The sequence below is a fragment of the Pseudoalteromonas rubra genome, from assembly GCF_005887095.1.
GTDB lineage: Bacteria > Pseudomonadota > Gammaproteobacteria > Enterobacterales > Alteromonadaceae > Pseudoalteromonas > Pseudoalteromonas rubra_E.
The window spans coordinates 61,886-84,857 of the sequence record NZ_PNCI01000035.1 but is presented as its reverse complement, the minus strand read 5'-3'; the positions used below and the strand labels follow the sequence as shown (position 1 = coordinate 84,857).

General features: G+C 46.8%; 14 protein-coding genes. 9 read left to right on the top strand and 5 right to left on the bottom strand.

Annotated elements, in window-relative coordinates:
• The first annotated feature begins 57 nt into the window (after positions 1-57).
• Positions 58-2,388: a helicase-related protein gene (locus tag CWB99_RS14865; protein ID WP_138549696.1), complete on the top strand. Its 2,331-nt coding sequence runs from the start codon at positions 58-60 to the stop codon at positions 2,386-2,388.
• 347 nt (positions 2,389-2,735) lie between these two features.
• Here CWB99_RS14865 and CWB99_RS14860 read toward each other — a convergent pair whose 3' ends face one another.
• The 4 genes from CWB99_RS14860 to CWB99_RS14845 all read right to left on the bottom strand — a co-directional run bounded on the left by CWB99_RS14860 (position 2,736) and on the right by CWB99_RS14845 (position 13,011).
• Positions 2,736-2,984: a hypothetical protein gene (locus tag CWB99_RS14860; protein WP_138549695.1), complete on the bottom strand. Its 249-nt coding sequence runs from the start codon at positions 2,982-2,984 to the stop codon at positions 2,736-2,738.
• 551 nt (positions 2,985-3,535) lie between these two features.
• Positions 3,536-6,460 (bottom strand): TonB-dependent receptor domain-containing protein, encoded by a 2,925-nt coding sequence (locus tag CWB99_RS14855; protein WP_171045356.1) that lies wholly within the window; start codon positions 6,458-6,460, stop codon positions 3,536-3,538.
• A gap of 1,040 nt (positions 6,461-7,500) precedes the next feature.
• Positions 7,501-10,149: a TonB-dependent receptor plug domain-containing protein gene (locus tag CWB99_RS14850; protein WP_138549693.1), complete on the bottom strand. Its 2,649-nt coding sequence runs from the start codon at positions 10,147-10,149 to the stop codon at positions 7,501-7,503.
• A gap of 519 nt (positions 10,150-10,668) precedes the next feature.
• A complete protein-coding gene (locus CWB99_RS14845; protein WP_138549692.1) occupies positions 10,669-13,011 on the bottom strand; it encodes a DNA polymerase II in 2,343 nt (780 codons plus the stop codon).
• A 67-nt stretch (positions 13,012-13,078) separates the two neighbouring features.
• Here CWB99_RS14845 and dinG point away from each other — a divergent pair, with 67 nt between their 5' ends.
• The 7 genes from dinG (at position 13,079) to CWB99_RS14810 (ending at position 18,901) form a co-directional block, all read left to right on the top strand.
• Positions 13,079-15,148 (top strand): ATP-dependent DNA helicase DinG, encoded by a 2,070-nt coding sequence (dinG, locus tag CWB99_RS14840; RefSeq protein ID WP_138549691.1) that lies wholly within the window; start codon positions 13,079-13,081, stop codon positions 15,146-15,148.
• A 3-nt stretch (positions 15,149-15,151) separates the two neighbouring features.
• The gene (locus tag CWB99_RS14835; protein ID WP_138549690.1) at positions 15,152-15,931 is read left to right on the top strand and encodes a TSUP family transporter; all 780 of its coding nucleotides are present in this window, start codon (positions 15,152-15,154) and stop codon (positions 15,929-15,931) included.
• Complete coding sequence (locus CWB99_RS14830; protein ID WP_138549689.1) at positions 15,928-16,527, top strand: primosomal replication protein; 600 nt, start codon at positions 15,928-15,930, stop codon at positions 16,525-16,527. Before CWB99_RS14835 ends, CWB99_RS14830 begins: the two co-directional genes overlap by 4 nt.
• 20 nt (positions 16,528-16,547) lie before the next feature.
• Positions 16,548-17,471: a histone deacetylase family protein gene (locus CWB99_RS14825; RefSeq protein ID WP_138549688.1), complete on the top strand. Its 924-nt coding sequence runs from the start codon at positions 16,548-16,550 to the stop codon at positions 17,469-17,471.
• Between the two features lie 107 nt (positions 17,472-17,578).
• On the top strand, positions 17,579-17,851 hold the full coding sequence (locus CWB99_RS14820) for a late competence development ComFB family protein (RefSeq protein ID WP_138549687.1): 273 nt from the start codon (positions 17,579-17,581) through the stop codon (positions 17,849-17,851).
• Positions 17,848-18,009, top strand: a complete 162-nt coding sequence (locus CWB99_RS14815) for a YbaM family protein (protein WP_082353107.1) — start codon at positions 17,848-17,850, stop codon at positions 18,007-18,009. The genes CWB99_RS14820 and CWB99_RS14815 overlap by 4 nt, the downstream gene beginning before the upstream one ends.
• Positions 18,010-18,100: 91 nt before the next feature.
• Positions 18,101-18,901, top strand: coding sequence for an NPP1 family protein (locus CWB99_RS14810; RefSeq protein WP_138549686.1), 801 nt, complete (start codon positions 18,101-18,103; stop codon positions 18,899-18,901).
• Positions 18,902-18,946: 45 nt separating this feature from the next.
• Here the strand turns inward: CWB99_RS14810 and CWB99_RS14805 are convergent, their stop codons facing one another.
• A complete protein-coding gene (locus CWB99_RS14805) occupies positions 18,947-19,405 on the bottom strand; it encodes a hypothetical protein (RefSeq protein ID WP_138549685.1) in 459 nt (152 codons plus the stop codon).
• A gap of 443 nt (positions 19,406-19,848) precedes the next feature.
• Here CWB99_RS14805 and CWB99_RS14800 point away from each other — a divergent pair, with 443 nt between their 5' ends.
• On the top strand, positions 19,849-22,968 hold the full coding sequence (locus CWB99_RS14800; RefSeq protein ID WP_138549684.1) for an efflux RND transporter permease subunit: 3,120 nt from the start codon (positions 19,849-19,851) through the stop codon (positions 22,966-22,968).
• The last annotated feature ends 4 nt before the right edge of the window (positions 22,969-22,972 follow it).

The window sequence follows — 22,972 nt, the reverse complement described above, 5'->3', positions numbered from 1 at the left end:
GCAGGATTTGTTAAAATCATCAATACTTAAAAAAATTTCTAACAGTATCAAGTCCCTATGTCTCTGCCCATCGAACAGATCAAAGCCGATTTTTGTCACCTGTTATCCTCTGGTAACGTCATTGTGGCCGCCGCCACCGGCTCAGGAAAATCCACGCAACTTCCTGTCTGGGCTGCGCAACAAGGTCGGGTCCTGGTGATCCAGCCCCGGCGGATCGCCTGTACCTCGTTGGCAGAATATGTCGCGCAACAGCAAGGCAGCCCACTTGGAGAGCAAGTAGGCTATGCTATCCGTTTTGAAGGTCAGTTTAGAGACAACACTGAGATAGTATTCGTAACGCCCGGCGTGGCGCTGCGCTGGTACTTTGAAAGTCGCCTGAGTGATTTTGCTGTTGTCATGTTGGATGAATTCCATGAACGACGTTGGGATATGGACTTGCTACTGGCGATGTTAAAGCAGCAAGCAACTCATCGGCTTATTGTCACCTCTGCAACTTTGTCAGCCGACAGACTCGTGAGTTATCTGGGTGCCCCTTTACTGACCTCTGAAGGAAAAATGTTTGCCGTTGAAGAACGTTTCCTGGCCAAAGACATGCGCGCCATGCCAAGCCGGGATAACCTAAGCGAACGCGTAAAGGCTGCCTGTGACTATGCACTGCAACACACTTCGGGAGATATTCTGGTATTCCTGCCCGGTAAGGGCGAAATCATGCAATGTGCCGCTCAGGTAAAAACGCTTAAAGCATTAGTGGTCCCCTTGTTTAGTGGCTGTGCATCGATAGATCAGCAAAAAGCACTGCAACAACAAGCACAACAACGGATTATTCTGGCTACCAATGTCGCAGAAACCTCGCTGACCATCCCCAATATTACCTGTGTTATTGACTCGGGCCTGGAGCGGCGCACACACTTAAGAAATGGCAAAACGGTACTGGGCCTGGATGCAATCGGCAGAGATTCGGCAAAGCAACGTCTGGGTCGGGCTGGACGGACTCAGAAAGGGCTCTGTTTACGCCTGTATGGACAATACGCACCACTGATAGAGAGAACCCCACCCGAAGTACAAAGAGAGGCGCTCACCGAGCTGGTGTTGGCTGCCGGCTGTGCCACGGATGGTATTGACTCGCTGAGCTTTATCGACCCCTTGCCAGCGAGCTCAGGACAAAAAGCACTTGATCTGCTCAAAAGGATCGGTGCCCTTGATGCGCAAAGTCGTGCCACTGAGCTTGGCAAGCAGCTCTACCCATTGCCTGTCGATGTCGAACTGGGTCACCTGATCACTCGTATGCCCGACAACCGTCTGCGCCAAGCGATGATAGATGCTGTGGCCGTGATGTCGGTCCCTGCCCGCGTCTACCAGCTGCCGAATGATGCAGAACACATGGAGCAACTCTGCAAAGCGCTGCCAAACAACTGTGATCTGGAGCTGGTGATTGCACTGATACGCGGCAAGGCCCCTTCCCTGCGTATCGAGGAAGAAGCCATCCGTGAAGCCCGACAATTCAGCGCGCAACTGAGAGAGACCTTTTCCCTGCCACCTCTCGATAAAGCCGCCAGTTATGATCGTGATGCACTACTCACAGCAATCGCCTCTGTTCGCCCGGACTGGTTATATATTAAAAGACATAATCGTCGCGGCGCATTTGGCAATGGCGTCAGCGAAGTCGTACCGGCCAAAGAATCGCGGGTCGCCGATGACTGTGACGCTATGATAGTACTGGACACATACGCTCTGGCGGGGAAAGGTGTCAAACAGGCAACGACATTAGCTACCTTGTCTGCTCCCGTGGCTCTGTCCTTGCTGGCTCAATATGCACGCACAGAAACCGTTCTGGAGCGCGCTTATATACTCGAACACGAAGTGTGGGTTGAACAGGTAAAAACCTACGCCGGCACATCTGTGCAAAAGCAGACCCTACGTGCTGAAGGTGCCATGCTCATTCCAGCCTGTGTTAGCCTGATTGAACAAAACCTTCTTTTCCAGGGAGTTCATAAGCAAGTAAGCACCATGCTGGCGTATGAGGCCCTCTATCATCAGCATGAGCAAGCAGATCCACCGCAACAACCGAAAGCGACCGAATGGATTGCACAGACTTTGACAGATCTCGGCGTAGAGACACCAGAGGACCTTACGCTGATAGATATTGAGGATCTGTCATATCAACCCATTGAGGACTGGGTCATCACTCCTTTTATGGAAAAGTATCCGCTACAGGTCGAATTACCTGAACTGGCCATGCTGGTTACTTACAGCTTTAGTGCCAAGCGTGTTTTATTAGAATACATCGGTGGAAACCGAAAAGATGCGCCGAAACGCTGGGAATTGCCTGCCTGGCCGGGATTTAAAATACGATATAAAAAGGCAAGTAAAGTGGTCTGTATTAAATAGTTAACATTAATCATTTAGCTCCCTATTGCAAGGGGAAAAACTATAGATAAAAAGAAATAACTCGCAACTTTATATCTAAAAGAAAAGTTCTAAACTAAAAAATTTAACACAGTTAGCGTCAGTCCCACATATTAAATTAAGCCGATATCAATTAGCACTTTTATCTGCTAGGCCTTGTCATAAATAATACTTCGCAAGTAGTATAAGATTTAGTTATAAGCTTAGCAGGTACGACAACAAACTGTGAGCTTTAACTTTCTCAGTAAGACAAACTTCGACTATGAATGAAGAGAAATTAAAGAGAGTTATGTGATTGCGAGCATGCTCGCAATCACAGTTAAATTTTATCAGCTATCATCACCAGATAGTACACCTGAACGCTGAGAGTTTCTTAACGATTCCTGACCATTTCGACGGATTTCATCCCTTTGCCTTTTTGTAGTACAACGCTTTTTAGGAATATTTGAACCCAATGTTCTAATTTGCTCGCACTTGTAGCCCTCTGTACGCGCGGTCTGTCCCGAGTCTGTTGATTTACATCCCACTAATACAGTAAGAGCAAGAGAAGCAACTGTTAAGCCAATATTTTTTTTCATCTTTCTTCCTTTATTTATTGCTATATTCCAATGTCTACAATACACCTACAAAAATGATAAAACAACCTCAGATATTACTGTCGATAATTAATTAAGCCAGTCAATATAGCTATAGTTGATAACCTATGATGTATCACAGAGAAATCAGATACCAAAAGCGCTTTATGCCACTAGCTAGCTATTACCAAGCTCAAAGAAAAGCAATCTATGTATTAAATTAGAATCAGACTCTTTTAACTTATGGCAAAAACGTTTCCTTACTTCAAAATAAAATATTTAATTAAAAATACTAGCATTAGAAAGGCGCAACTGCTGGGCGGCATTATTCAACTTCATGTCACATAAGCTCAATCGAGATTTTAGAGCCTGCGAAGCGTAGTATAATTGCCTTGATAGATAGCGACTATTTAAACTCAAATGACGGCTATCATATTATACATGGTAAACAACACTAGCCTGTTGTACTCAATAAAAAAGGGCTGGTTCAATATCCAGCCCTTTCAAAATAATTTAAAGAGCCTGTAACGGCTCTTTTTTAACAATAGCTAAAATTAGAAGCTATAGTCAACACTCAGGTAGTAAGTGCGAAGGAACTGATCATAGTAACGACCTTCGTAGCCAACTAAGTGACCTTCTGCGTCACCGAGCGACATTGGAGGCGCTTTATCAAAAATGTTCTTAACACCCGCTGAGATAACTGTGTTCTCGAAACCAAGATAATCGAATTTATAGCTAAACGTAGCGTGTGATGGAACCTTCAATTGAACCAAGTCGCTCTGAACAGCTGTAGTAGGATTTCCTTCACTATCTAAAACATACTCTGGATTTTCGATGGTACCGCGCTGAGCAGTTACCGGAGCATCTCTCCAACCTGAACGGTAGTTCATGCGCAGAGTATGTGAGAAGTCACCATGTGTCAGTGTAGACTGAGCATTGATGACATTACGGAATACAATTTCTTCGTCAGCACCGTAACGACCTAAACTTGAACGCCATACATCGTCAGTACCTGCCAGTGTGTAGTCACTTTTCTGGAAGTATGTGCCCTGAACTGATGTCTTCAATGTGCCAAAGCTTAGTTCATTCAATAGGTTAACTTTCCAGTCAACACCCGCGTTACGGCTAACACCGATGTTTACAGGCTCAGAGACCATGTGGATCAGGTCACGATTTGGGTTATTCGGATCCGGATGCAGAATGAAGCTGTCGTTAAACTTCGAAGCATTTGCGAATAGGTAAGGCTGAGAAGGACTCTGTACCATATCGTTGATGTATACTTGCCAGAAGTCCATTTCGAACGAGAACTCATTACTAGGCGCATATACGAAACCTACAGATAGCTGATCTGAAGTTTCTGGTGACAGAGTAACGTTACCTTGACGCAGGATATTGTACTGAATATCGGTTGGGCGACAACCCGCTGAACGAGGATCACTTGGGTCTGTGATTGGACAAGGGTAAGCCGCACCAGTTACACCAAAGCGTACTCGAGGTTCAGCAATCTGACGCATAGTCGCAGCACGGAAGCCCGTACCTACGGAACCACGGATTACCAAATCATCGTTCACAGTGTAACGTACACTTACCTTATAAGTTGTATCGTTCTCATTGTCATTTACTTTCTGTGTAGAAACGTTACCGTTCTCGTCCTCATATAGAGAATCTTCTACACCACCAATCATATCGTAACGAATAGCTGCAGATAGAGTCAGGTTTTCAAGTACAGGTACCTGGAATTCGGTGAAAGCACCATAAGTTTCACGCTCTAGTTTATAATCGCGGTCACCACCACCATCTAACCAACGCGTATCCTTTTTGTTTTCTTCAGAACGGATGTTCTCGTAGGAATTGATGCGGTAGTCAACACCGTAACCAATGTATACTTCACCAGCAGGCAATTCAAACAAAGGTTGTGATGCACGAATATCCCAAGAAATTGACTCCGTGGTAGTTGTATCGTTAAGGCCACGCCACTTAACGGCTTCCAACGCATCTAGGCTTTCTTGAGTGAACTCGCTAGGTAGTGCGAATACATCGATTTTACCCGCAGCGATATCGTTACGCCAAGTTTTGAAGAAGTGACCATCTGTGAAAGTTTCAGTACGCTCCGAAGTTGAATATACTAGAGCAGTATTGAAATCAATATTGTCAAAAACAACGCCTTCCAAACCAACAATTGAGTTGATTGTTTCGGTATCCCATACGTTGGTACGGTTGCCGCCTGGTAGTGCACGCCATGTCGCATATACTTCAGTCACTGCGTCTTGCTCATCCTGAGTCAAGTGCTCACGAACATACTTGTCGTATAGAACACTATCCTTACCGAGAGCAATACCACCAGTTGGATTTGGTGCAATACGAGGTGTCATAGAAAAGTCAGTGTAGGCTAATGTTGCGAACGCTTCGATATCTTCAGTTACTGTGAAACCAGCTTGAAGCATTGCAGAGGTACGCTCACTTTCTGGAACGATTTCTAACGTGCTGGTGTAGTCGAACATACAGTTCTGTGAACCAGGGTCCTTAGCGTTATTATCAGCACATCCTTTGTGTTTAAGTAGGTACGGGTTAAAGTTCTTGTATTCAACATCATCACCTTCACCCATTTCAACTTCTACGTTCGCTGGGATTGCGTTTGGTGAGCCATTGATAGAGAAGTAAGGTTGGTAATTGTGTTCAAACTCAAGCAGACCCGTTTTAGCAAATTCACGATCTTGAGATTTTAGCGCGTCTTGAGAATCATGGGATACTGAGAACATCACATTGTAGCCATCACTTGAGATGTCACCAAAACCAGTAGTGAAACTAATGTTGAGTGATTCTCCACCGTCAGATGGACGATCTGTACGTACAGAAACTGTAGACATATCAACTGAATCTTTCAATATAAAGTTGATAACACCAGCGATTGCATCAGAACCGTATAGTGCTGATGCACCATCAGTTAATACTTCAACACGCTGAACTGCTGCCAAAGGGATACTGTTCAAGTCGATAGAACCACCTGAACCAGAAGGAGCCAGTCGGCGACCATTCAGTAGTACCAGGGTGTATTGGTCACCGAGACCACGTAAAGACGCTGTAGCTGTACCGCCACCACCGCCACCTACTGATGACGTAGGCGTAGTAAAGCCTTGCATTGAAGGAATTTGAGTGATCAGATCTGGTACTGACGTTACACCTGTATTTTTAATGTCTTCTGCAGAAATAATATCAACAGGAAGTGCACCAGCAAGGTCTGTACCCTTGATGCTTGAACCTGTTACTTCGATTTTCTCGATATTCTCTTCTGCTTCTTCAGCGTTTACTGCAAAAGCTGTAGCAGAAGCCGCGCCGTACATTAGCGCTAAGCGGACCGCTTTCGTGATCTTGCTATTTAACATTTGTTTTCTCCCTGGCTTTAAATATTTCTTTAAAGCTTTGTTTTTATGTATTTTCTTACTTTTATATGGGTAACAAGTGACAACACTTTTAGCCATATTGGTGAAACATACTAATCGCATGAAAAACAAAAGGTCAACAACCTTTTTCAAAATCGGAATAAAAACGCCTCAACAAAAGCAAAAAAAACCTTTAATAACATAGAGATAAGAGAGAAAAATTATCTTGCACTTTATTTTACACAAAAGCTGTCTTTTTTTTGAGCTAAAATCAGCCAAATACCGTCTGGCAGGATGTCAATATTGCCTGCCTTTTGACGTATTCAGGATGAGGTTTTACGCCATTTGCCAAGTTAGCGTTCGGCAACCTTGCGTGAAGGACAATTGACCGCTCACTCACATCTTTTTGACGGTTAAATTATTGTTATAAACACAACACACCACCTACCTAATTCTGCGCTTTCACCTGCTATCAAAATACGAGCAGACTGCTTTTCAAACACAACGGATAACCCTGTTCACCTCACATGAATACAATTTAGGTACACATTCATCAGATGCGCTCTCTGTTTGCTCTGTACGCATGAATAAAACAGTCTCTGATTGTCAGTCTTTATGACTCTTGCAAACAGGAAAATGATTGTCGCTTTAATAGACGCTGGCATCTTGCCTTAATCATGTTTTCCGCTCTGTCACAGACTAACAAACCCGAGTTTTTTGATTTTAATCAAGAAAAACTATTCCAAAACACAAAACCAGCTATACCCAGAGCCCCACTCAGAACCAACCGGGAGAAACTTGACGGCCACCTTTGACAAGGCTTTTACATGTTAATGATATGTGAGATCTTTAGTTCACAGCAAGGCCGCGCTACTTAAGCCAAGCAAATGTAGCTCTGATTTCGAGCCATTCGTCTGTTGCTGCATTTCTGACAGCTGTAGATATCTGCCAACGGGCAGTAACACGTCACCATGTAGGTGCATCACATGATACGACCATGGGTGTTTAGGTTATCCAGCGAAGGATTAGTTAGAGGGATTACGTTGATAACAAAAAATCCGACCTCATTTCTGAAGTCGGATTTTTATATTTTAAGGCGCGCTTAAAACGCGCTCAGATTCAACTTGCCAGTCAGCAAATTAGAAGCTGATGTTATATCCTGCAAAGATTTCGCGACCAATGTGGCCTGCGTTGTAAATTGCATAGTCTTCGTAGAAGCCTTTGCTGTTAAATACTACACCTTTATCAAACAGATTACGTGCGCCCAGTGTGAACGTGCCGTATCCATCGCTGTAATACTTCATGTTCAAGTTGTGCGTTACATAAGTCGGAAGCGAGCCTTCGTAAACATTGTAAGGCTGCTTACCCTTCTCTTGAACGACTCTCTTTGTCTCATAAGTATCGGCAATAATATCCGTTGTCCAGTTAATAGTGTAATTGTCTACTGCGTAGTTAATCGTAAACTGAGAACGCCACTCTGGAGATTCTGGTGCCCCCTTCTCGTCTGCGGTTGGGCCGCCAAAGTAAACATCTTCGCCAGCTTCTGTCAGCAATGTAGTTACATTTCTGAATTTGAAATCACCAAACGAGGTTTCCAGCTTGTATGACAGATCAATATCGAATCCTTTACGAGACATAAAGGCGCCATTGGCATATTGTGTATACCCCTTATCGATTGAAACGTCTGCATTTCGGATCAAACTGACTGCTGGGTTCTGTGCTACCAGCTCATCATATTGGCCTGAGGATTGTGCATAGACAAGATCCTGAACTGTAATTAACGCAATCACGTTCTCAACTTCAAGCTCGAAGTAATCAACCTTAATCGATACATCTTCAAATCCAGAGTAAACAACTCCCAAGTTCAGGTAACTAGACTCTTCAGGGCCCAAGTCCTTATTACCCTGGCGCAGCTCTTCATAGGCAGCTGCAGTACATTTAGCATCAGGCTTAATTTTCTTTTCGGCTTTCAGCTTTTCACAGAGTACATAGTCAATCGCACTTGGGTAACCAACAGAGTCTGCTGCGTTGATCTCTTTCAAAGAAGGGGCACGGAAGCCTTCTGAGTAAGAAGCTCGAAGTAAAAGATCATCAATTGGACGGTAGTCCAGCTTCACACTTGGGTTACCCTCGCCGCCAAAATCGCTGTAATCATCGTAGCGATATGCTGCGCTCAGGGTTAAGTTATCCAAGATTGGAAATGCCACTTCATAGAAAACCGCTGCAACGTCTCGCTCACCGGCACCTGAGCCACCAGCACTACCACCGATAAGACCAGCTTCGTTTTGTGCATCGTAACGAGAATTCAACGTCATATCGAAGAACTCACCACCAAAATAGTGAGCAATTGCGCCGCCTTCCAGCTCACCAAATTCGAAACCGATACCGGCAAACAGGTGGTCCAGCTCACTTTGGTTCTCTGTGTAAGTAGTGGCACGCATATTTGCAATGCCTTCCTCAGAATCAAGTGGAATATTGTTTAACGTGTTATGAGACAAACCTGATTTACTCAGGTAGTAACGACCGACATCACGATAGTCAAGCTTAGCCTTGTGATAAGACACTTCCCACTCAGCAGTGTCACCGAAAGAACCTTTCAGGCCCAACGTGTAATCTTGCTGATAATCAGTGACTTCACCGTCACGGTTACCCAGCTGATACCAACGGAAGTAACCTTTTGTAACTTCGCCAGTCGGATTGTGCTCATTGTCAGCAGCCATGTCATTCCAGTTTGCAGCAGCTGGTGCATAGCGGCCAAATGAATCATTACGGCTGAACATAGCACGACCAAAAAGCTCAAGGTCATCAGTTAGTTCATATGTAATGCTCGCCATCGCAGAATCACGCTTTGTCGATGCCATGTTGGCAGAAACGTTAGCAAATGCATAACCACAAACCTGGCCGCCGCCAACACCACCTAATGCGCTACCTTGGTCAAGTACACCGACAAACCCATCGACATTTTTAGTCAGCTCATCACACTTAGGTGATGCAAGCATGCCATTAGGGCCTTTAATAGTGGCACCAGAATAGCTAATTCCCACTGTCTCATCATAAATGGAGATCAGGCCATCACCATTTTTGTCTTCCATAGACGCTGCCGTGTAGCTACGGTCACGGTCAAAAATTGGGTTACGCTGCTGGTGATCGTATACAAAAGTTATATTACCTTTGTCAGAGCTTACGCCAAATGCCATTGACATTTGCTTAGTGTCTGCGCCTTCAGCTTCAGGACGGCCAACCTGGATATCGAAAGACACACCTTCGAAATCTTTTTTCAGGATAACGTTGATAACGCCGGCAATCGCATCAGAGCCATAGATTGCAGAAGCGCCATCTTTAAGAATTTCAATGCGCTCTACCGCCGCCATTGGGATTGAGCTTAGGTTAGCACCGCCGCCGTTTAGTGAAGGAGAGCTACCCATACGCTTACCGTCGATCAGCACTAATGTACGACCTGCACCGGCACCCAGCAGGCTTACTGTTGACTGTGACTGACCGCTGCTACCAGAACTTGGGATAACAGAACCAAAGCTGTTAGAAGTCACGCTTTGCAGTGCTTCGGCAACAGAGACTCGGCCCTGACCTTCGAATTCAGCGGTAGAGATAACTTCAACCGGGCTTGCACCTTCCATGTCGACACGCTTGATACGCGAGCCTGTGATTTCAATGCGTTCTACTTTTTCGACACCGTCTTGTGCAGTGGCTGACTGTGCAATCACAGCCGTAGACGCAGCACCAAATGCCAGTGCTAAACGCACGGCCTTAGTTACTTTAGTGTTCAACATGTGTTTTCTCCCTGGGCTTACTCGTGGCGGTAAGCATGAGTATTGTTGGTATTTATAACGAGCTTGCTGAGTCTAATTTCAGCAGGCTCTGAATTTTCGCGACGGATACTAATCGCGACCTGTGTTAAGCGTCAAACCACCACGACTTAACAGACAGGCACACCAAAAACACAATCAAAACCCAAGGATTTAACAGCCCTTTAAAGTTAATTACCACTCACTTCAAAATAAATGCATTTTTTAATTGAATTCACAAAAGGGTTGTTCACAAAAAATGCAAGGAGCAATATCAGGAAATAAATGCAAGTCGCATTTTGGTTAATAAAAATATTTTAAAATTCAGTCTGTTCGCTGTTTTTTTATGCAAAAAAAATTCAACCAAACAATCCATTTTCAAAAAAGTTAGTATGTATTTACATTCAAATAAAGCTTTACCGATGGTGGGATTCTAACGGTGAGTGGCAAATAGACTGAAAAAAAGATTTGCTTACAAGCGGCTAAAGAACCGCTTGCACGCAATTACAAATCTGAGGACAGATCCAGCGTCCGCTGGCCATGTAACGTGATGGCCTCCAGATCGATATCCGGTAGCATTTGATAAATAGGCAAGATCTGTTTTTCTATATAATGACTGTAATCCGGATTGACTAACGCTCCGCTTACCAGTTTAGGGCCAGACCTACTAATATAGTAAGCAACCTGGCTTCCTTTTGAGAGTGCCCTGTTGATACCCTGACTATGTGCCTCTTTTGCCGCCCTGACATGTGGCGGAATATTCTTAACGTAGGCATTAAGAGGCTTACCCAGACGTTTCTTATAGATGAGCTTGTTATCTGCCTGGCCACTGTTGATCAAGGCAATATACTGCTCCGTCACTGAAACCACATCCAGGCCATCAAACAGGGCTCTGATGACCGCCTGTTGGTACTCTTTCGCAATTTCAGTCCAGTCACTGCGCACCGTTTCCAGTCCTTTAAACACCAGCTCACTGCCCTGTTCTGTTTGGATTTGACCAACATAGCGTTTTTTAGACCCTGTTTCCTGACCCCGGATAGTAGGCATAAAGAAGGGGCTATAATGTGTTTCAAACTCAATTTCCAGATAATTTGGCAAATTGAAATGACACTCAATGTGTTTAGCCCAGCGCAGATTGATTTCCCTCATCAGACTTTTACCTAGTTGCTGACATTGAGCGGCAGACAAAGAGTCAGGCACGCATACAAAGGTGGAATCCGTATCACCATAAATGACCTCATATCCCATCTCTTCAATCCAGCCCCGTGTAGTTTGCATAATCTCGTGCCCACGCAGGGTAATAGAACTGGACAATCGGGGATCATAAAACCGGCAGCCCCGTGACCCCAGAACACCATACAGGCTATTCATAATAATCTTGATGGCCTGCTGCAGCATTTTCTCACCCCGGTCTTTAGCCTCCTGCCGTGCCTGCGCCAGCTGCGCGACTAGCTTAGGTAGATGGTGTCGAGTACGGGAAAAAGCCCCCTTATTAAAACCGGGGATAGCATCCTGAGGCGACTTGAGTCCTTCTATCAAACCCATAGGGTCGATATGAAAGGTGCGTATAATGGAGGGATAGAGGCTTTTGAAATCGAGTACCAGTACATTTTGATACAACCCGGGCCTCGAATCCATCACATAGCCCCCAGGGCTGTCAAATGTCAGGCCATGCTCGCCCAGATTAGGCGCAATATAGCCACTACGGTGCAACAAGGGCAGATATAAATTGGTGAATGCAGCCACTGATCCACCCATACGCTCCAGCTCCAAGCCCGTTAATTGTGTCCGGGCGATAGCAAATTCCAGCAAAGACAGCTTAGTAAATATATCCCAGACCAGCACACAGTCCTGCAAGTTATAACTCGCCAGTGCTGGCTTATCTTTATGAAACAGGCGTATGATCGCGTCGAGCCTGTCGTCCTGTTCAATTAATTTACTTGTCCCCAGCACTTGCTGAGCGACATAAGCCAGCTTAAAGGTTTCAAAATGGTAGGTGGCATTTTTCATGGTATCTATACCATCCAGTACGACCCGACCCGCTATGAGTACCCGGGTAAAGTTCCCTTTCGACACTTGCATGGGGGTACCATCTCGCCCAATACTCAGCGAAACACCCAACGCTTCTGCTCTTTCATTTAATACCGCACAGTCAAACTCAATCACGTTCCAACCGATGATCACATCCGGATCCATGCGGTTAACTTCCTCAACCAGAGCCTGTAATAATGACAATTCATCGGCTACCCAGCGCACATTGACTTCGGCGGCTTCCGGCTCGCCTATCATAATTACAAGTCGTTGTGACTCCGTGACCAGCCCAACAGAGAACAACACACCTTCCCCACTACACTCGATGTCCAGCGACAACATAGACAACTTAGGGACAAATTGCGGCGATGGTTTTAGCCGTGTTTGTCGGATTTCTGTGTATCCTGCTTTTTTTACAGCATGACCGGATATCCAGGCTCCTCCGCGAATAAACCGCTCCATCAGGTACCTGTCGGCATGACGAATATCCGCCTCATAGAGAGTAACGTGATCAGTCAGACTCTCTTTACAGTGATAGAAATCACTCAAAGTAGAGCAGTACAAACCGGTAACCGGTGACTGGTCAAGGTGTTTGAGCGTTAGCGGCTTAAATTCAACACCTGAGGTGACTCCGGCCAAACGGGAACGGGCTTTTTCAGCATCTGCAGTACGGATAAACAAGACCGCCTGCTGCGACTCAGTAATCACTTTTAGCAAGCCTTGCGCAGATTTCAACCAGTAACATAGGTGCAATCTGTTGTTTAGATGGATCTGTTGCCGTGAAAGGATAAAGCCCTGATATACCGCTTGTGCCAAAGGGGATCCCCGCCTAGAATAGAATACCTGTAATTATATCCATACTTTTTTGCTTAAGCGATCCTACATGCTGTCAGATTCTCTAAAAAAAACCATACGTCAGGCGCACACTAACATTGCCGAACAACTCGAAGGCTTCCGCCCTCGTGCCGGACAAAACTATCTGGTTGCAGAAATCGCCAAAACACTCGGTGGTGACTATCACAAATCTCAACGTATCTGTGTGATTGAGGCAGGGACCGGTACGGGTAAGTCGCTGGCATACTGCCTGGGTGCTCTGCCCATGGCGCTGGCAAAAAAGAAAAAACTGATCATCTCAACTGCCACCGTTGCGCTACAGGAACAATTACTCAATAAAGAACTGCCCTTTTTTAAAGAGCACTCTGGCCTCGATTTTAAATTTGATCTCGTGAAAGGTCGCCAGCGTTATATCTGTGTGCAAAAGCTAATGGCTGCAGTGAGCGGTGAAGAAACGCAAATGTCTTTGATGCCGACAACCAGCTCACCTTTGTCGGCAATGGAGCAGCGCTGCTTACAGGAACTAGCAAAAGCCTATCAGGATAAGCGCTGGCAAGGTGACAGAGACAGTTGGGCCGATACCATCCCAGACAAAGTCTGGAACCTCATCGCCTGCGATAAACATGCTTGCCAACGACAGCTGAAATCTCACAACTTATGTCCTTTTCACCTGGCCAGGCAGAAAATCGCACAAATGGATGTACTGGTGATCAACCATGCCCTTTTACTTGCCGATCTGGAACTCGGTGGCGGCACCATTTTAAGTGACCCGGAAGAGACCTTTTACGTTATCGACGAGGCCCACCATTTGCCACACATTACCCGGGACTTCTCATCCGCAGCAGCAACGATCAAAGGCACGATAGAGTGGCTGGACAAACTACTCAAGTTCAGCGGTAAAATGGCCAATGTTGTGGTGTCACAAAAAGCCATCGGGCAAAATTTCAAGCTCAATGACGCAGCCAATGATGCGGGCAAAGTACTCCGACAGGTCAGAGACATGCTGGATCAATCTGACTATAACTACAACGAGGATGATACCCATCGTTTTTTGCACGGTGAAGTGCCGGAACAGCTTAAAGAGCGCGCCAAAGACATCGCCGATGCCACTCAGGATGCGCTGCGTGCACTGAGCAAAATGCATGATGCGTTGACCCTGGATGTCAACGATGGTGACGTCCAGGGCTTTATTGCCGACCCCATACTGGCAGAAAGCGGTCAGTATATTAATCGCCTCGAGCAGCTCAATAAATTATGGTTCAGTTACGCCACAAAAGGGGAAGGCACGCCGCATGCACGCTGGATAAAACGTCTGGACTACAAGCACCATCATGACTACCTATTGTGTGACTGTCCCATTGAAGTGGGGTTTTATCTAAAAGATAACCTTTGGCGCGAATGTGCCGGTGCCGTGTTATGTTCAGCCACGCTAAGTGCCATGGGCAACTTCGACCACTTTGCGCGAGAAAGCGGACTCAGCAACGAACCGGGTGTCAAATATATCAAAGCCGACTCTCCTTTTGATTATGCCAAGCAAGCCAAGCTGCATATTCCACAAACCAAAACGGAACCTACAGACAAGGCATTCAGTGACTACCTGGCAAACGCGTTGCCCGACTATCTGGACAAGAAAAAGGCCAACCTGGTGCTGTTTGCCTCCTACTGGCAAATGGACCACGTGGTTGCCAAACTGCGCAAACAAAACTGGCAGATCCTGGTGCAGGGCGAACTGTCCCGAGAAGAGTTACTTAAGCGTCACCGCGCCGCCATTGATTTGGGCGCCGGTAGTATCTTATTTGGTACACAGAGTTTGTCTGAGGGGTTAGACTTGCCAGGCAAGTACCTGGAAAACCTGGTGATCACTAAGATCCCCTTTGCGGTTCCTACGTCACCAGTTGAAGAGGCACAGGCTGAATTCATTCAGTCTAAAGGAGGAAATCCATTTTTATCGATTACGGTGCCAGATGCTGCGAAGAAATTAGTCCAAAGCTGTGGTAGACTGCTGCGCAAAGAAACGGATTCTGGCCGCATCACCATACTCGACAGACGCCTGGTCACCAAACGATATGGCAAGGCGATGCTGGACACGCTGCCACCCTTTGCGAAACAAATAGACTGATCCATGCTCGAATTTGCTTTAGACCCAGCCACCTTGGCGTTGTTATGTACAGTTGCACTTGCCGCAGGATTCATTGATGCGATCGCCGGTGGAGGTGGTATGCTCACTGTACCCGCCCTGCTCACTGCGGGCCTGCCTCCACACATGGCACTGGGCACCAATAAGCTTGCAGCCAGCTTTGGTTCTTTAACAGCCAGTTTTACTTATTACAAAAAAAACCTCTTTAACCCGAGGTTTTGGGCAGCTTCCGTGCTTGCCACCGCCATAGGAGCGGCACTGGGCACTTTATTGGTCGACTCACTCAGTATTGAGTTTCTGAATAAGCTTATTCCTGTCATTATTTTGCTGGTTGCTCTGTATAGCCTGTTTGGCAGAATGAGCCACAGTGATTCCATAGACTTGCCCAAAAAAAACGCTGCACTCAAGGTCAAACAGTGGCTGCAAGGCCTGGCTCTGGGATTTTTCGATGGCCTCGCAGGCCCAGGGACCGGTACTTTCTGGACCGCATCCAATGATATGCTTTATAAGATGAGCCTGCTGCTTAATTGCGGTCTTGCACGCTCGATGAATTTTGTTTCGAACTTTATTTCCCTGATCACTTTCGTTGCACTGGGTCATGTAAATTATCTGCTGGGCCTGGCTATGGGCGCGTTTTTGATGCTGGGAGCTTGGCTTGGGGCGCATTCAGCGATAAAGTTTGGTAGTCGGCTGATCAAACCCCTGTTTAATACTGTGGTGATTATCCTGACAGCAAAACTTATTTTTGAGGCCTATATGGTATGAGTCAGCCACTGGATAAACTCAGGCAGCGCGTTGAAGAGTTGCAACATCACGCCCAGCAGTTTGATAACGCAAAATGGTTTGATAAAAACCGCTATATTCAGTCACAACCCAGCCTGTTTGACAGTCATGTGTTTCGTAGTAAAAGTCTCAAACTCAGCGACTATGTAGATGAAGTCAAAGAGGCGCTGGCACATTTACCTCCGCAGTCACAACGTCATGCGCTGCAATATGCCGTAGAACACATCGGTGAACAGATTGAAGCCATCATTAAAGTGCTGAAATCAACCCCAGTGTGGGCGAAAGAAAACCGTTTTCAGCCCCACAAAAAGGCAAAGGTTTATCGTCAGGCCGTCAAAAAGATCATGCAGCCTTCCCATGAACTTTATCAGGAATTGTCCCAAAACCATGAGTTTGAAAGGCGCCTGCAAGAAATGATCTCGCTGCGCCAGGATCAACTGATAAAAGCGACGCCAGAGCAGGCCAGTCAGCTTAATAAAGAAATCCTCGCGCTACATGGTCGGCTCGGGCGCTGCCGCAAAGCCATCAGTGCAACCGAGGACAAAATCCAGCAAAAAGAAAAGCAAACCCGCTTCTGACGTGGAGAATAGCCTCCTTTATGTTGTTTTATCACCCCTGCTATAGTGACCTCTCTTTACCACCAAGGCACAGGTTTCCGATTAATAAATATCGTCTGCTTTATCAGCAGCTAACACATTCATCGTGTGCACAATGGCTCACGCAATCACAACGTATTGCCACACCTGAGCAACTCACTGTGTGTCATGATGCGCATTATGTTGCACAGTTTCTCGATGGTACTTTATCGGCTGGAGCTATTAAACGCATGGGTTTTCCCTGGTCGCCGCAATTGGTCGAACGAACACTGCGCTCCATCGGTTCGACACTCGAAGCCACGGAACTTGCGCTGAATAACGGCTTTGCAGCCAACCTCAGTGGTGGCTATCATCATGCCTTCAGCGACAGAGCTGCTGGCTTTTGCATTTTCAACGATCTCGCCATTGCCGCCAGAACCCTTATCAAAAACGGACAGGCCGACACAGTATTACTACTGGACTGTGACGTACACCAGGGTGATGGTAGTGCTGAGATCCTAAAATCAGACACGCAGATAATCACCTGCTCACTCCATTGTGAGCAAAACTTTCCCAAGTTGAAGCAAACGTCCGACTACGACTTTGCCTTACCCACAGGCTGTTCAGATGACACTTACCTCGCGACACTAGATGACGCCCTGAATCTGTGTACTCGTCTTCATCAGCCCGACATCATACTGTACAACGCAGGCGCGGACATTTATCACCGTGACGAGCTCGGACATTTAGACATTAGTTTGGAAGGCGTGCTGGCACGGGATATTCAAGTGTTGCACCATGCAAAGCAGCATCAAATTCCCCTGATGGCCGCACTTGGGGGTGGTTATCAGCGTAATATCAGTCGACTGGTAGAAGTACACCAACAACTCTTTGTCGCTCTGCAGCATGTCTGGCCCGAGCGCTTTAATACACCCAGGCCACAGTAATCAATCCACATAAAGTGACACTTTGCTGGTTTTAAATTGCTGGTAGCATTAACCACTGAGGTGGTTTATGTTGTACAATTACAATAACTTCAAAATGGAGCACCACAATGAAACTTCATGATGATTTGCACAATTATTACGAGAAAATTGTGCTCGAAAACATTGAAGAACGGGGTCTTGACCATAGATACGACGAAGATGTTATGGCAGACCTGTGTTGTACCGCATTAAACCGTTTGCCAGCTCGTTACATTCGTTATGACGTAGACATGGAGTTTTACCTGCCCACCGACGAAAGAACTGAGATGGAAGCCAAAGTCAAAGAAGCCGTGGATTACGCACTGGCACAAATTGCGAAAAAGAAACAATTTCAACCATGACCCAAAAAACACTCGAAAGCGCACCTGAACACATCAAGCTCGCCGTAGACCTGATCATGTTACTCGAGCAAAACGAAGTACCCGCAGAGCAAGTGCTGGCGGCACTTGAGATAGTTCAGGCCGATTTCACAAAAAAACTGGATACGGAAGTAAGTTAACTTTAAAAGAACAAAAAACTTCACATATCATTTACCCCTATGTCATATTGTCGCCTCACAATGACAACCCCCTATGATGTAAGGAACAATTATGACAACAAATCATCCACGTGCTATTACCTTCTCATTCGTCGCCACCACCCTGCTAAGCGGTGGTGCTTTGGCTAATGATTTTGCTGCACTCGATCAAGCTGTGCCTGGTGGGTATGTGATCAATGGTACAGAGCCCGTATTCGACTTTGACGGAGATGGCTGCCTGCCGAGCGCTGGGATCAGCCGGAGCGGGCAACAAAATGCAGGGCTTAAAACGTCGGGTAGTTTAGGTGGCAGTTGCAGAGACAGCCAGTTTTTAGCTACCTCGAATACCGTGCACCGTTATGCCTGCGCAGAAACAGGACAGGGCCGTTACTGTGGCCACTTTTATGCAATGTATTTCAAAAAGGATCAGGTGTTCCCTTATTTTGGAGGTGGACATCGTCATGACTGGGAATATGCCGCAGTATGGACCAAGGACGGCCAGGTCACTCATGGCAGTTACAGTGCCCATGGTGATTTGTATACCAAACCAGCTAATGAATTACCTTTTGAAAATGGTCACCTGAAAATTGTCTACCACAAAGACGGTATTCTCACCCACGCATTTCGTTTTGCAAAATCGAATGAAGCGGCAGAAAATGGATATAATCGCTTTGTCACACCTGCAATTATCAGCTGGTACGAAATGTCCGGAGATGGCATAGATAATCAAGGGTTGCGCGACAAGCTAAATCAATATGATTATGGCTCCGCGACCTTACCAGTAAAAGACAGTCGCTTTTTGACTAATCTCAATCGCTTCAAGCCAGCGGGTTACCCCACTTTCACTACTGCAGACGTGTTAGCGGCTCAGTAACCCTTCCTGTGAGCCCGCTATAGTGCGGGCCTACTCAGCTCAACCTTAAGCAGACTTCGAGAATGCCTCAGTGGATGTGTACAACTTATACTGAGCAAAAAATCGGCTATCCGATTCGGAGTCTCTCGGGCAGGCGAAATAAGCGACATCGTCGCGCACCGGCTCAGGCCGCTGATGTTGACCATCTTCCCAATACAACACGGCGTGCTTCACCAGCTCTTCCAGATAAGTATGGTCCCAGCTATAGTGGCAAAACCCATGGTGATCAGACAAATAAGGGGCATAATCTGCACAACTCTCAATGCTGGCAATACCATTTTTATAATCAGCAAAGGCTTTTGCGTCTTCCTCAGCAGTGGCTGGATCAACAAAATAGGCGACATCACGTCGTGGAGGTAAGGCCTGCGGCAGACCAAACTTTTCTCTTACGGCCGAACATTCAACCACAATCCAGGAAACAAAATGGGCACCAATCTGATGATCCCACTTCAACGCAACAAACATCTCAACTCTCCTTCTAAGCTCAATTTATCTCGGTTAGATCGAAACCCTGCATGGCAAATGCGGGCATCCTCCAGAATGCGCGCGCAGCTTACCGGAAATTGTTGTCAAAAAGTAGTCAATTAATGAATTTTTTCATGACATTTTTTGATGTAAATTGAGAAAAGAATGACCCATACACCTTGAGCCCGGTTTACAGCTAGCTCGGTAATCAAATCACGGTCAATGATCAGCTTGATGCCTAAAAACAGCCAGACAGTGACTTCAATTAGGCATTCTAACTGTGTCTGACTCTGCAAAATCGTTACAAGGTATTACAGCATGGTAAATCACCGCTAATATGTTGCTATTTGTCGTGATTTTCAAAAACACAGACTTACCTGCCGCTAGCAGTTTTTTGTCATTTCATTAAACTGCACAGTGAAGCTCAACACTTGGACGTTGTTATGAACCTGACACGCAATTCATTGAAAAACCCTGCTGCTGTCGTGGTGATCCTGGTGCTGATAATACTGTTTGGCATTCTCAGTATTTTTAAGTTACCAATCCAGCTGACACCAGATATAGAACAACCACAAATAACCATATTTTCTGGCTGGCGGGAAGCGGCACCCGAAGAGATAGAGTCGGTGATCATTGAACCACTCGAAAACGCAGTTAAAAATACCCCAGGCGCGCTGGAAGTTAACACCACCATAAATCGAGGCAATGGCTTTATTTCGTTAACTTTTGCCGTCGGAACCGATATGCAGCAAGCCATGCTGGATGTCCTGACCAACCTGAACCAGGCGCCTCCGCTACCGCTGGATGCCATTGACCCAGTTGTCAGTGCAGGCGGCAATGGTGGTCCAGCCGGCCCCAATGCCGCCTCCTTGCTGGTAACCCCACTTAACGTTGAGGGAAATGACTTAGATCTGGACATGGCTCAGTTTCAAAAAACCATAGAGGAGCTGATTGAACCTCGTCTGGCCAGTATTCCCGGCGTGGCCCGAGTCAATTTGGCCAGTGAGAGACCAAAAGAATTACGGATAACCTTTGACCCTCATAAAGCCGCCGCATTAGGTATTTCGCTGGGGCAGATCAGACAAACGCTTGCCAGCTCCAGAGATACCTCAGGAGGTCTTGCGGACGTTGGCCGACGCCAGTATACCGTGCGTTTTACCGGCCAATATGACCTGCAAGATATGCTACAAATGCGCATTGGCTATTCCCAGGAGAGACCAATCTACCTGGGCGATGTCGCTACGGTTGCCGAAACCTACTCAGATCGACGAGCAATGAGCGGCCGAAATGGCAAACCGGCCTATTACATTACTGTGTCCAGAGCAAACGGGGCGAATACGGTTGCGCTGCTCGACGGCATCAACCAGGCCATCAATGACTTAAATGCTGGACCACTGCCAGAAGCAGGCATTTCGATTGAACTGAGCTACGATGCGTCCGTCCATATCCGCAATGCATTACTACTGGTCAAAAGTAACCTCGGACTCGGCGTACTGCTGTCGCTGGCCATTTTGTGGTTATTCTTCAGGGGCATAAAAACCACGCTGATTATTGCTGCGACTATCCCCGTCTCTCTGATGGTCGCGTTTTTGGCACTGAGCGCCTTCGATCGCAGTCTTAACGTAATTTCACTGGCCGGCCTGGCATTCGCCGTTGGCCTGGTATTAGATGCCGCAATCATAGTGCAGGAAAACATTACCCGATTAAAATCCAATGGGTTTGACGATTACAAAGCGGCGTTACGTGGTGCGGGGCAAGTAGCTGGCGCCTTGTTTGCCTCTACTGCGACCAGTGTTGCTATCTTCCTGCCCATTCTCTTTATGGCAGGCATTGAGGGACAATTGTTTTCTGATCTGGCTCTGACGCTCTCCATAGCGGTTGTCGCTTCCATGATCTGTGCCTTAACCATTATCCCGGTTGCTAATCGTTTCCTGCCGGATAGCAAAACACAAGCCGACCCGTATAAACATTACTGGCACAAGCTGACAACCCTGATCATGCGCCTGACTAACAGCAAGATCAAACAACTGGGCTGGATCTGCGCGCTGCTGGGTGGATCTGCATTGGTAACCCTCACTATGTTACCAAAAACCGATTTCATGCCTCGCGCGCCTACCGACGGCTTCTTCTTCAACCTGATCACGCCGCCAGGTGGGAACATGGCCTATATGGAGGATGAATTACTCAAACGAGTCCGTGCACGCCTGATGCCCTATTATCACGGCGAAAAGCAACCGAGCATTAAGGACTTCAATTTTTATATTTTTGGTGCGAACGCTGGTGGCTTTATTTACTCAGCCGATCCACAACGCGTTGAAGAACTTATGCAGGTTGCCAGAGAAGAGATTTTTGTCGACCTGCCTGATACTCAGGTGTTCTTTTTCCGCGGGTCGATGATCAACATTGCCAATGGCGGTGACGGTCGCGACATCAATATCGAGCTTACCGGGCCGAATATGGACGACCTAATTGCTGGCGCTGAGGTGGCACTGCAGGCAGTGCAAACTGCCATGCCTGAGGCCACAGCCCGCCCACAGCCACGTCTGGATATGGCGGAGCCCGAACTCAGGTTGCAGCCCAACGACCGGCGAATTACCCAAGCAGGGCTGACCCGTCAGGATGTCTCACAGGCTGTTCAGGCCTTTACCGGAGGCCTGTTTATTAACGAATATTTTAACGGCAACGAGCGGATGAACGTGATTCTGCGTGCACAAGCCTGGCAGACACCTGAAGAGCTCAAAGCATTACCTTTATTCACACCAGATGCCGGGATCCAGACTTTAGGAGAGCTTGCAGAGGTAACGCGCACAGTCGGACCCAGTCAGTTACAAAGGATCAATGGCCGTCGTACAGTTAGCATCATAGTGACCCCGCCTGCCGAAATGAGCCTGCAACAGGCGCAGGCAATTCTCGCTGAGCAGGTAATGCCCAAGATCAAAGGTCAGCTGCCCGAAACAGCTGGCGTCATTCTTGGCGGCAATGCTCAGAAAATGAATAGTGCTATCGAGGAAATGACTCTCAACTTCTTCCTCGCACTGTTTATCTTGTTCTTACTGATGACGGCATTATTTAAATCGGTCCGCGACAGTGCTTTGGTATTGCTGGTTATGCCATTGGCCATTGCCGGTGGTGTGCTGGCGCTCTATGTCCTGAACCTGTTTACCTTTCAGTCGTTAGATCTACTGACCATGATAGGCTTTATCATCTTGCTGGGCCTGGTCGTTAATAATGCCATTTTGCTTGTCGACCAGACGCGTCATGCTCAGGCTCAGGGAATGGACCGTCGCGACGCCGTTGAACAGGCAGTGTTGATGCGTGCGCGTCCAGTTTATTTGAGTACGCTGACCAGCCTCTTTGGCATGCTGCCGCTGATGCTGATGCCTGGCGTGGGATCTGAAATCTATCGTGGTCTGGCGACCGTTATCGTCGGCGGCATGGCGATCAGTGCCTTGTTTACATTGGTGCTCATGCCCAGTCTGCTGCAGCTTGGCAGTGATAAAAAGCCAACCCCTAAAGCTAATAACAATACTAAACCTCAGTTAAATCTGGTCGCGAATCAATAGGAGA